General features: G+C 67.7%; 5 protein-coding genes and 1 pseudogene. 1 reads left to right on the top strand and 5 read right to left on the bottom strand.

All coding sequences use genetic code 11. From position 1 onward, the window contains the following. Nucleotides 1-36: 36 nt before the first annotated feature. The 3 genes from fxsT to ACYVO6_RS41895 all read right to left on the bottom strand — a co-directional run bounded on the left by fxsT (nt 37) and on the right by ACYVO6_RS41895 (nt 5,320). Complete coding sequence (gene fxsT, locus ACYVO6_RS41905) at nt 37-2,442, bottom strand: FxSxx-COOH system tetratricopeptide repeat protein (protein WP_461070897.1); 2,406 nt, start codon at nt 2,440-2,442, stop codon at nt 37-39. Beyond that, nucleotides 2,439-4,385, bottom strand: coding sequence for a VMAP-C domain-containing protein (locus ACYVO6_RS41900; protein WP_461070895.1), 1,947 nt, complete (start codon nt 4,383-4,385; stop codon nt 2,439-2,441). Before ACYVO6_RS41900 ends, fxsT begins: the two co-directional genes overlap by 4 nt. An 809-nt stretch (nt 4,386-5,194) precedes the next feature. Then, complete coding sequence (locus ACYVO6_RS41895; RefSeq protein WP_461070893.1) at nt 5,195-5,320, bottom strand: hypothetical protein; 126 nt, start codon at nt 5,318-5,320, stop codon at nt 5,195-5,197. 199 nt (nt 5,321-5,519) lie between these two features. Here ACYVO6_RS41895 and ACYVO6_RS41890 point away from each other — a divergent pair, with 199 nt between their 5' ends. Continuing rightward, complete coding sequence (locus ACYVO6_RS41890; protein ID WP_461070891.1) at nt 5,520-8,696, top strand: hypothetical protein; 3,177 nt, start codon at nt 5,520-5,522, stop codon at nt 8,694-8,696. 29 nt (nt 8,697-8,725) lie between these two features. Here ACYVO6_RS41890 and ACYVO6_RS41885 read toward each other — a convergent pair whose 3' ends face one another. Next, nucleotides 8,726-12,112: an ATP-binding protein gene (locus ACYVO6_RS41885; protein WP_461070889.1), complete on the bottom strand. Its 3,387-nt coding sequence runs from the start codon at nt 12,110-12,112 to the stop codon at nt 8,726-8,728. 150 nt (nt 12,113-12,262) lie between these two features. Continuing rightward, nucleotides 12,263-12,657: pseudogene (locus tag ACYVO6_RS41880) on the bottom strand (hypothetical protein); the annotation flags it as partial.

Raw genomic sequence — 12,657 nt, 5'->3', positions numbered from 1 at the left:
CTCCTGTTGTACGTGTGTTCTCGACCTTCGTGCGGGTCATGCGTGGCTTGGGGGAAGCTCCAGGCAGTGGCGGATCGCGTCCAGATGGATGGGTCGGGCCCGGGGGTCGGACTGCCAGTACTGTTCGGCGAGTTCGGCCGTCCCGCGGGCGAGGTCGAGGTCACCGAGGGCGTGATGATGGCGCACGGTGGCGACGACCAGGTCGCGCACCTCGGGGCGTTCGCTGGCCAAGGCGCGGACCAGGTCCAGACGCCGGACGATCTCTGTCATGCGGCGTCGGCTCGCCGGGATGGTGGGGGAGTCCGGAACGGCGGCTGCGAGCAGGCAGAGAACCGCCTCGTCGGCCTGGCGGCGCTGCTGGGGATCCATGAAGTTGCGGCGTGCGACGAGTTGGAGGACCCGGTGGACCTCTGCCCCGTGGATCGCCTTGTCCACAGTGGCGAGTCCGGCGTCACCGAGTCGCTGCAGGGCACGGTGCAGGCCGACCGCCTGGCACAGCACCGCCCCTGGACCAGGTGGCATCGAGCTCCCCACCCCGGCGAAGAGCAGGTCCTGAGGGACCGGACCGATGCCCAGGTGACACAGCAAACGGAACAGGTCGACGGCTGCGGGCATGTCCTCATCCAGCGCCTTCAGCGCGACCTGCCAGCTCGCCACGAGCGGTACGGGATAGTCCAGCAGGCCGTCCATCTGGAGCAGAGTGGCGCACAGCTCGTCGAACTCCGCCAGATGCGCGGCCACGTCCAGGCCGACGCCCGACAGGGACCGCCCGATCTGCAGGATGGCGAGCGGCAGGTCTCCGCTGCGCTCGGCCAGCGCGTCCGCGTCTTGGGCGGGCAGTTCTGGCACCAGGCGGCGCAACAGGGAGATGCTCTCCGCGCGGCTGAATGGAGGGATGCGCAGAAAGGGGAGCTGGGTGGTCCAGCTGACGCTGCGCGTGGTGACGACGACATGCCCGTTTCCGTGCGGCAGCAGCGGGCAGAGGCGGTCAGGGGACTCGGCGTTGTTCATCACCAGCAGCCAGCCGTTCCGGGTCCGGCCGCGACGCAACCAGTCGAGTACCGCGGCCACCGGAGGCACGCCCGTCGGCCTGGCCGCGATGCCCAGCGCTGCGCCGAGTTCTTCCAGAGAGTGCATGACCTTGGCGGGGTCGGACGCCTCCACCCACCAGACGAAGTCGTAGGTGCCTTGGTAGCGGTGCGCGTACTCCAGCGCCATCTGGGTCTTGCCCACGCCCCCGGTGCCGTACAGCACGTACGGACTGTACTCCTGGGCCGTCAGCGTGCGGCGTAAGTGCTGGAGCAGGGCACCCCGGCCCGTGAAGTAGCTGTTACGGGAAGGGAGATGCTGGTAGCTGACCTCCAACTCGGGGCCGTGTTCGGCCCCTTTGGACGGTGGCCGATGCGCGTATGGTATGGAGGGCTGGAGCCGGGTGCTCTCCCACGCGTCGGTGGGCAGGAACTCCTCCGCCACGGCCAGCGCACGCTGCTTCGCCGACGGGGTGAGGGTTGCTTCGAGGGTCTTCGCGACGTCCGGATGGAAGGTGTACGCACGCCCGGTGACCGCGCCGGAGAGGCGGGCGGGTCTCAGCAGGCCGCTCAGGAACGCCTCTGCGACCGGGAAGTCGCCCCGGTCGGGGAGCATCCGGCGGTGCATGCCGCGCAGCAACGGGACCGTGACCACGGGTGCGACCGCGAGCAGGGCGGCCAGATGTTTCGAGTCGGATTCGGCGGTGCGCAGGAAGCGGTGGACGAGGTCGTCCTCGCGGGGTCGTGGTTTCGGTGCCGGCAGTGGCCGCGGGGGTTCCAGCCGGAGCCCCAGCCCTGAGCGCCAGACACTGTCACCGAGGGCGGCCAGTCGCGCCCAGGTCTTCAGGGAGCCGAGGCCGAAGCCGATCAGCGGCACCGCGTCGTCGACAGGCGGCCAGGGCCCGGTGGCGGGCGCCGCCGGGGGCCTGCGACGCAAGGACCGGGAGGGGGTGCCGGGGAGGTCGGCGCACCATTCCACGTCGACGATGGGGGCGCCGGTGCGGAACCACAGCCGCTGCGGCAGGAGCTGTAGCACGGCCAGCGAGGTGTGCTCGGCGCAGCCGCGCAGCAGCCCCGCCATTCTTCCGTCGTGCCAGGCGGCCCCCAGACCGTCGGTCGCCAGCAGGAGCACACGGCCATCGGTGCGACCGCAGAAGACATCGGCTGCCGGGGCCACCGTGCCATTGTCGTCGACGCAGCGGAGGGCCGTGGGCATGGACGTGTCCAGACGGTAGACCCGGACGCCGAGGAACGGCGCATCCCGAATCACGGTCACGAGCTGCGCCGTGTTGCCGTCCCACACTTCCATGGAGGGAGCGGCGTCCAGGACGAGATAGAGGTTGAAGGACCCGCGCGCGAATGGCCGCAGCGCCGCGAGCAGGGACGATTCACCGGGAGAACTGGCGCGGCTCATGGCGAGTGCAGGGGGAATGGGGGCGATTCGGACAGGTCGGAGCGCGGATCGTCGTAGAGCAGGGCGATCGACTCCCACTCCGTCCTGTCGCGCCGTAGCTCCAGCACTGTCTCGGGCAGGCTCGCCACGGTCGCGTGGGCCGCCAGCTCCTCGATCCTGGAGTCGCATTCCGCGGTGCCGTCGCGCGACCACAGGGCCACAGCTGCACCAGTCTGCAGGACGGCCTCCCAAACCGTGGCCCGCGACAGACAGGTCGTCGAGCCGACGTCCGAGGCACCCAGGCACAGCACACGCCGACCGCCGCCCTCGGACCACATCGAGCGCAGCTGCCCGGCCCTGATCAGCTCTTGCCAGCGCGTCATGCGCTCCTCGGAGGCGGCGGAGTGGTGCCGGGTGCGGACAGTCACCGGGTAGAGCGTGCCGAGCACCGGGCTGTGGGGCCGAGTGCCCGTCGGCCAGCGCTCGACGGGGAGTTCGAGATGCTGTCGGGGCAGCTCGAACTCGATGCGGAGCTGTGCGGCATGCAGCGTGTGTCGTTGCACGACCTTGTTGAGCGTTTCGCGGACCAGTGCCTGCACGGTCGCCAGCGACAGAGGCTCGCTGCTGCCCGGCAGCGGCAGGGCCTCGCCGTCAGTGCCGCGCAGGAGCCACACTGACAGTTCGAACCGAGTACGGTCCCAGGCGGCCTCCTCCAGGACGAATTTGAGTACCCATGGTGGTCCGGACGAGCGGGTCGGCGGCACGGGCAGCATGTAGGGGCCTAGGCGCGCTGCGGTTTGCTGGAGCCATAGACGCAGGGCGTCCCCCACCGGCGGCTCGGCGAGTGCGGCGATCTCGGAGACGAACTCCATCAGTGCGGGTGGTTTCCCGGGCAGGACGGCCGCGTCCTCCAGATCGGCCGCGCGGTCAAGGAGGTCCTCTGCGCGCATGGTTGTGTCGGGAGGGCGGGTGGATACGGAGGCGGACGCCAGCAGCTGATGCAGCTGGCGACGCTCGGACGGCAGCAGCAGCGGCTCGGCCGTCATCCTTTCCACCAGTCCCGCGAACGCCTCCAGCTCCGGGATGCCGGGCATGAGCATGTACAGCGTGGTGACCAGGGAACGCAGTCCGTCCGGCCACTGCGCGCAGGCCCGTACCAGTGCCACGGCCTGAAGGCGTAGCGTGGGATGCCGCGTCACTGTATCGGCCACCGCGGGGTTCCGGGCGGCCAAGTCGCTCATGAGCAGCTTGAGTTCCAACGGGTCGAGAGGCATGGCCAGCAGCGCCTCGACCAGTTCGCCCAGTTCCCGCACAGTGAGCCGGTTAGCGCGTGGTTCGGGACGGCCGAACAGCTGCACGCCGGTGACGGGCATGAGGTTCATGGCCTCGGCCACCGACACCATCCAGCCCACCGCCGGGTCCCCGCCGTGAGCCGCGCTCCCCACGAGGATGCCCACCACACGGCCGCTTTCGCTGTCCCAGACCGGTGCGCCGCTGCCCCCCGGACCGGGAGCCGTCCCAGTGAATTCCAGCCGGGCCCATTCGGCCGATCCCGGCTCGGGGCTGTGCCGTACGACCCCCGTCCACCGCTGTGCCGGTGACTCTGGGCTGAGCCGCACGTGGACTCGCGCTCCGGTATCGGGCCGCTCCCAGGGCAACGTGCGTGGCGCGTCCTCGGCGGCCTCCACGAGATGGAGTAGGGCGAGGTTGCCGTGGCCGTCCTCGCGTAATGGCATCCACCCGCTGGGTACGACCTCCGCGCGACGGTCCGACGGGAGCGCGGGGAGCTGTACCAGGACCTGTCCCCGAGGACGGTCGCCGGACGCCGGGGCGCCCAGGGCGGCGGCGACCACATGCGCGCAAGTGAGGATGTGATTGGGAGCGACCAGAACGCCGGCTCCACGGGTGTGCCCCCCAAGATCCTTGATGGCGGCGACCTGCACATCGGAGCGGCCATCGATCACAGTGTCCCCCTTCCGTGCCCTCCCGCGCCGATTATCCAGTTTGGTGGAAGGCCCTGTCAGGAAGATGACCGACGTCGGCGTCTCGGATCCGTAGGGCGGAGCCGCGCCTTCGCCTCTGCCCACGGCTGCGTCTACCTGCGCGCGAGCAGTGGCTCTCTGTACCTCCAGAACGCCAGGTGCGCGGTGACGCCAGAAGTGCCCGTTCTGGTGTCGGCTGTGCCCTCTGAGGACCGATACGGCTGTCCGTATCGCGCCGACGGTCACGTCCACCTGGCGAAGCATGCTCAGAGAGCGCCTGACTCCTGCACGAGAGTCGGCCGTCCGCACGGCGCCGGATTCCGTGAGACTGTGGGCCGTCCTAGGGCGGGTACTGGAATCGGATCGTCGGCTCGAACCGACCAGGATCCCAGTGAGATCTCTCTGATATCGAACAGAGCAAAGTAGAGCGCCGAAGCTTGGCTGGCACCGTGGCGGACCAGTTTGTCGTCCATCATCCCCGCCACGACCCGTGGCTGCACTGGAAGCCGAATAGCCCCCGCCAGCCAAGACCCTGGGCCGGAGAAGCGCACTCGGCTCCGCAGTACGCGATCGAGTACCCGGTATTTCCGCCGGACCGGAACATCGCACGCCGCTGGACCATCGAGCATCCGCTACCCAGAACTGCCGCGTCCTGACCGTGCCTAAGAGCGCCGAGTGCTGCGGCCACATCATCACCAAGGACCGCGTCCCCGTCGTGCCCCCAGGGTCACGTCCGCTGCAGTGGTGTAATGACGACCACCTCGGCGAACGTGACCCCCGACTGCGTGCGGTCAGAGCAGCTCGTGGAGCCGGTCAAGCAGGAACCGGACGATGCCGGAGGACAGACCGCGGATGGCCGCGCCGATTAGAACCTCACGGATCTGTTTGCGCTGGGACTCGGGGTCGGGTCGGAGCATGGTGGTCTCCTGACGTCGTGTCGGTTGGGACAGCCGGCCGGCTTGCGTTTCACCTTTGGCGCCGTGGAGCACCCCGCGCTGAGTTGCGATGGGGGCCGATTCCCGGCTGGGGTTTTCCCAGTTCAGAGACGCATCACGGACGGGGCAGGCACGATGGTGCGATGAGACGCGACGGGAGGGCAGTTCGGGTGGTGGGCGGATGACGACAGCCAAGCGCCTTATTCCTCGACCGACGCTGCCGCCCGGCCCGCTGCGCACGCTGAAGACGTTGATCTACGAGGTGTACGTCGCCGCCGGCGCGCCGACCCTGAACGAGATGGCGAGAGCCGTGTCCGAAGATGACACGCTGTCCGGCAGTCCGTCCCGGGACACGATCAACCGGTTGATCGGCGAGGCGACAGTTCCCCCGAAGCAGGCGGACGTCGTTGCCCTCGTCACGGCGCTGACCAGGATCAGCGGTGGTGACGGCGAGCAAGGAGGCCGGGACGCGGCTGCACTTTGGACGCGGATTCAGTTGACCGAGCGCCTGGGCCGACCTATCAAGGGGCTTGATGCGTACGACTTGGAGGTGCATCACGCCATCACGGTGGACGGCGCGACAGGGCTTCCCGACTATGTGGAGCGCACGCATGACGTCGCGCTGCGCAGCTTGGTAGCCGAGACCGCTGCTGGGGCGAGCCGCTTGGTGATGTTGGTCGGTACGTCATCGACCGGCAAGACCCGCGCCTGCTTCGAAGCCGTCCAGCATCTGCCGGACGACTGGCGGCTGTGGCACCCGATCGACCCGGAGCGTCCTCAGGCAGCGCTCGCCGATCTCTCCAGGGTCGGTCCCAAGACGGTGATCTGGCTCAATGAGGCTCACCACTATCTGCTGCATCCTCAGCACGGCGAACCCCTTGCTGCAGGTATGCGCACGCTGCTCAGCGATGTGAGCCGGGCTCCTGTCCTGGTCCTGGGGACCATCTGGCCAGGTGTCGGCTACTACGAAGACCTTAGGATCACGCCCCCACCCGGCTCGCCGGATCCGCACGCCCAGGCTCGTGTGCTGTTGACAGGGCGGGTTCTCCACGTGCCGTCCGCCTTCGCCGCTTCCGAGGTCGCGGGGCTCAGAGGGGCGGGAGATCCGCGACTTGCCGCCGCCGCGGCTTCGGCTGAAGAGGGACAGATCACCCAGTACTTGGCGGCTGGCTTCGAGTTGATGGGCATGTACGCGGCGGCGACCCCAGGCCCGAGGGCGTTGCTCGACGCCGGAATGGATGCCCGGAGGATCGGGCACCCCAACAATCTGAATCTTGCGTTTCTCGCCTCGGCCGCCGAGGCGTATCTGACTGACACTGAGTGGGATCTGCTTCCGGACAATTGGCTTGAGCTCTCCCTGGCCCAGCTGACCAAGCCGGTGAAGGGCGCACGTGGGCCTCTGCATCCCCAACGCCGCCGTCGGGGCGCGTCCGCCTCAGCTGCCACGAGCGGTCAAACGTATCGGCTCGCAGATTTCCTTGAGGCCCACGGGCGGGCCTCACGCCGCCTCGACCCCGTCCCCGGGCTTTTCTGGCAAGCAGCCCTGCAGCACTGCGAGGGCGATGCCGCTGATGCTTTGGCAAGAGCAGCAGAAAATCGAAGCCTCATGGAGATGGCTTGCCGCCTCTGGGCAAAGTCCGGTGATTTCTCTCAAGTCGGCAGGGTTCTGGAGGAGGCACTTGATCGAAAGGAGGAGGCCCGGGCCTGGTTCGATCGGGCAGCCGACGCCGGGGACCCTCAGGCTTGCGTGCGCCGCGGGAACGGTTTCCTGGCGGACGGGCGCGTAGAGGAAGCCTTCGTCTGGTACGAGCAGGTCCTTCAGAGGGCGGACCCCTATCTGCTGGTGAGTGTGGGTCATCGGCTAGCGCAGGGAGGTCACTTGGAGGTGGCCCTTGAGTGGCTTGGGCGCCTTGCCGCAGTGGGCCACACCGGAACTTTCCTTATCGCAGCCAACTGGCTTGCCTCGGCAGGCCGGCACGAAGAAGCGTTGGCGTGGTACGAGCGCGCCAGTGCTTCTGGAGACCCATTTGCGGCTGAGATGGCCGAAGAGCTGGTTGCGCGAGGCAGCGGAGAGCGCCTGGCCGCGCGGTTCGCGAGCGGCAGCGTGCCCGACCGAATCCAGGTCGATGAACTCTTGGCTCACCCGGAGGGCGTATCGAGCGAGGCTTTGCTGGGACAGGGCAGCGAACTCGTACGCACGGGCCGGGTGAAGGAGGCACTCTCCTTCTTCGAGTGTTCGACAGCGGCTGGAGATCTGAACGAACAAACAGAAGTGGGCAAGTTGCTGGCCGACGCTGGGCACGTTGAAGAGAGTCTCATCTGGTTCGAACGAGCCGCCCAGGTCGGTGACCAGCACGCACTCCGCGCAGCCGGGAGCTACCTCGCGGCTGCGGATCGCCTGGATGATGCCCTGGTGTGGTTCGAGCGTGCTGTCGCATGTGGCGATACCCGAGCACTCCGATCCGCAGGGGAGTCGCTCGCGGCTGCGGGCCGCTTGGATGATGCCCTGGTGTGGTTCGAGCGCGCCGCTGCGCACGGCGACGCGCTGGCTCCGATGATGGCCGCGGACTGGTTGCAGGCAGCCGGACGCACGACAGAAGCGCTGACCAGCCTTGAGAGCAGCGGGGCGGTTCGAGACAAATACGCGATGCGGGCCATCGCAGGCCAACTGGTCGATGTCGGCCGAATCGACGAGGCGCTCCCCTGGTTCGACCGTGCTGCTGCCCTGGGGGATGCCACAGCTCTTCGCACGGCCGCCCGTCGGTTGGCCGGTGCCGGGCGATTGGATGAGGCAGTTGCCTGGTGTGAACGCGCTGTGGACTCGGGGGACGATGACGCCCTGGGGGAGTTGATCGAGCTGCTGCTACTTGACGACCGTGTGGAAGAGGCGTGGTCATGGGCCGATCGGGCTGTTGCTGCTGGCCGAGCCCGAATTTTGAGCGAGATAGCCGACCAACTGGTCTCTTCTGGCCGTGAAGAGGACGCGCTTGCTTGGTTCAAGCGTGCCGTCGCCGGTGGTGACACCCACGGCTTTAGACAGACAGCGGAGCGGCTGTCCCACTACGGCCGCCTGGACGAGTCGCTTCTCTGGTACGAGCGTGCGGCCGCCCATGGAGATGTCGAGGCGCTGAGCCGGGCGGGCTTGGCGCTGGACCTTGCGGGCCGACCGGACGAGGCACTCGATTGGCTACGGCGTGCTGCCGTTGCTGGACATGACGACCGCAACACCGCGGTGGCGACGCTCCTGAGGATGGGGCGGTCCAGCGAAGCCGATCAACTACGTTGCTTTGGACGTGACTTCGATGGTCGTGTAGCTGCTCCCTGGCGACTCGATGTGGGCTCTTACGCCATGCATTGACTCTCCGGACCGAATCACTGTCACGGGGATTATCGATGCGCTGGGTGGCCCGCAGCGCTTCGTACGGACCGGCGGCAGTCGCCGCGGAGCATTTCGCGCAGGGCGGCGTGCTTCTCATCATCGGGGAGCTCGCGGGCCAGAGTGCACCGGATGCGCGGGCTGGCATCGGCCGCAAGATGGGTGCCGAGGTGGGCTGTTGTCGCTGTCTGGCCGGTAGCGCACCAGAGGTGGGCGGCCAGGGCACGGACCCAGGGTGAGGAGTGCCCGGCTAGTACCGGCAGCGGAAGCAGGTGCTGGCTGCCCGGCAGTTGAGCGAGAGCGTCTACGAGGAGACTGTCGGCAGGGCCCTCTGGCTGCGCAAGGAGCGGAAGAGTGATTCCGGTGATCGTCTCTTCGTCGCTGGGGGTCTGGGCCATGTGGGCTGCCGCGCTCAGGCCGTGGTAGCGGAGGGTCGTCGTCCCCATATCCAGCTGGAAACGGTCGTAGACGTGTGTGGCGTTGAGATCGTCTTGGGCGCTGCCGTCGAGGCGTCCCCGGGACGCCTCCAACGTCACGTCGAGATAGCGGGCGCGCTGTTCGGGCCCAAGGTAGCCGCTGAGGATGGTGAGGGCGTCAAGGGCATCCTGCCGCTGTTGAGCCGTGTGATGGTGACTCCGGATTCTCCGAGTGAGAGCGTCGGCAAACGACTCGCCATCGGCCATGGGCAGGAGGCAGCCGATCAGAAGGGCCGCCTGCGACGGCGATGCATCGATGTTCGGATTGGTTTCGGTATGCCGGCCGAGGCTGCGGTCGAGCAGCGTCTGGGCCAGAGGCCGGGCGCTGTCGGCGGGAGCGTTGGCCAGAATGAGAACCAAGGCAGCCTCGGTATTGCCGTTGGCCGCCGCCGCGGTGCAGCGTTCACTAACCACCGAGGGCTGCAGGCGGAGCGCGTCTTCGCCACGGCCGAGGATCACGTTGGCGGAGAACGCATCCGTCAGGAGAACCTGGCACATCCGGTCGACTGCTTCGACGCGTTGCAGACCGGGATGGCGGATGGCGATATGGATGAGTGCCTGGGCGTAGTCCTGCTCCGCACCGCGGTGGCGACGTCCGGGGCCGGTGAGTACCAGACCAGTGAGGTCGAGGAAGCGCTGGGCCTGCTGCGTGTCGGCAGCGTCAGCAAGGCCGGCGAAGGCGCTGAAGGCGGCTCGACGCACATTGCGGGTACCAAAAGGTACTTCCTGGTCATCGGAGATCTCGGCAAGGGCGACGTCAACCCAGGCCCGCGCCTGCTCGTCGGGGAGCAGGTCTGCCGTCGCCCGCACTGCGGTAAGCGCGCTGTGCCGTCTCCACCGAGGGTGGGCAGCCCAGTCGTCGGGGACGGGAAGATGGAACGGCTCCTCGGGCAGTTGGGCGTCGAGCGTGTCGAGGAGTTCATGGGCGCCGACGGCGACGAGGTGGTTGACGGCGGCATTGATCTCGTCGTGATCCAGGTGGAAGCGTCCAAGTACCTCGTGGGCCTCGTGTTCCTCCAACCAGCTTGCCGTCACGACAGCCTGCCGGAGGTACTGGGCGAGGGCCTGAAGGGTCTCGGCTGGCCGAGCGTGATTTGCAACTCGTCCAAGAGCGCGTTCACGGGCCGAGAAGGGCTCGGGCAGGACACTGCCGCCTCCTGCGGCACGCAGTGCGGTGGCGGTGGGGTAGGTTTCACCGATTCGTGCGGTTTGCAGGCCGTAACGGATGCGCACAAGGTTGTGGGCCTCGGTCCATGCCGCAGCGTCGTCATGATTACGGCGCTGAACAGCACGCTCGATGGCATCGTCATATCGATCGAGAGCATCCTGGGCCCGCCCGGTGTCGGCCAGGTACCGGGCGTGGCGCGCGAAAAGCAGCGCCGTGACCGCAGGGGGATACTCGGATCGAGCAGATCCGGCGAGAGCGATCCACCTGGCGCCGGACCGGTCGGTGTCAGCCAGGCAAGCCCGCAGGCGAGCCCGCCATAGTTGATCACTTTGTTCTGCCGAGGCGGAGAGATCGGTCAAGCCCTCAACCCGCGACCGCAGCAGATCCGTCCGGCCCGAAGCGACAGCGTGCTCGGCGAACCAGGTGACGGCCATCAGACAGTGCGGGTCACTGATCTGGAGGGCGTCGATGCTGGCGGTGATGTCATCCAGGGAGACATCGTGGTGGTACTCGAAGGCGGCGAGGTCACCGAGGGCATTGGCCGCGCGGATGAGCTCGTCAGCTGCCTCGATCTGGTCATTGACGAGCCGGCGGACAACCGACATCGCACGCCAGACCTCACCCATTGGCAGCGCGGCGGCCAGAACGGTCACATCCGCGGCCACGCCCTCCGAGTGGTCACCGGCATCGTGGTGAGCCTTGGCCTGCCGTTGGCGAAGGGAGAGCGCGAGCGGAGCCCACACAGAGGTCTCCAGCGCGTCCGCGATGCGCGCAAAGAGACGAGCCGCAGAAGCGGGATCGGCGGCCTCCAGCCTCTGGGCCTCCTGAAAGTCCAGGGCCAGCCCAAGGTGCGCGACCGGGCCCCGGATCAGGGCATCAGGTTCGACTTCAACCGGCTGCACCTCCGCGCCGACTGAAGAGAAACGGGGCTTGAGCCGGGCAGCCAGCTCCCGGCGCAGCATGACTTCGGTGACCTGAGCGGCAGTCGGGGCCCATCCACCGACAAGATGCTCGATGCGGCTCAGGACCTGCTCCGCCGCCCCAGCGGTGTTCTCCACAGCCTCACTGCGCAGGCTGCCGACCGCCTGGGTGTAGTCCCGCTCGTCGCCGTCCTCCAGACGAAGGTGATGAACCCTCAGGGCAGACAGCAAACGCCAGGTCAACTCCCGCGTCGGCACCCCGTGCGTTTCGATACCGCGGGCCACGGCTTCAGCCACAACGTGGTCCAACTGATCCAGCCTGGCCCGCATCTTGCTGTTTGTGGGACCTGGGCGAGAAGCCTCAGCGCGGAACTCTTCCGGCCCCCGTCCCGAAGCGATGCGGGCGAGCCTGGCTACCTCGTGGCCATGGGCATTCCGGTCGGTGACCGCGAGTGCAACCCGGTAGCGGCCCGCCTGGATCTCGCCCCAATGTTCGGTGACCTCCCGCAGGTAAGAGCCGACCAACGCCACGGTCGCGTCGCTGGACGGCACCACGTTGGGGTCGCGCCGGACTCCGATGGCTACCCGAAACTCTTCACCGCCCTGGCGCGGCCGGGCGGTGATCAGAATGTCGTCGACCTTGCTGAACTGGCTCGCCTGGAGCTTGATCTCTACCGGTACGAGCACTGGGTCGCCGAGCTCTTCCGGAGGATCGCCGGTCAGCAGCGAGGCGAGGAGAACGGCTGCGTAGCGGTGCTCCAACACCGTTCCTCCGCCGCCTGATGCGTACGGCGAAACTTCCGCGGCAGCGGCCGTGTCATCTACCGGGATCACCAGCTCAGACTAGCCCTCCACGGTCATTCGACGCTGCGGTTGCCGCCTACGGGGCAGCAGGCTTTGGTTCACCACGCGGCGCGGAGTGGAGGCGTTGCCGCAGGCCCGGCGCTCGCATTTTGGGTCAGATTCCGCTTTCTGCCTACATCGTCACTGGGGATGCCGGGCCTGAGCAGTCGGGCGTGGACATCGCGGCGATCCTGTACTTCTGGGAGAGGACGGCCCCTTCGTCGAGGGCTGCGGAGAGTTCGGGGCTTTGATGTAGTCGAGGTACTGCCGGATGGTCTGCGGCGACTCGGCCGTTTCCATGTCCACCCCGGGGATGCCTGCCTTGCCGTTCAGGGCTTTGCCCGCCTTGGCCGGGGACTTGGCGCCGGTGGCGCATTCGCCGCAGCCGACGGAGAAGAAGGACAGCACGGTCCGCTTGTCCCCCCGGCACGAAGGTCTTCTCGTCGCCAATGAGCAGTGTGCATCGCGAAGTTGCTGGTCTTGTGTCCTGAACATGAAAGGGAGTTGGTTGTAGGGCAGCTTCTGGAAAATGGTGC

It is taken from the genome of Streptomyces pseudoechinosporeus (genome assembly GCF_054783935.1).
Note: the sequence above shows the minus strand (reverse complement) of the source record. Positions and strands in the feature narration are given on the sequence as shown.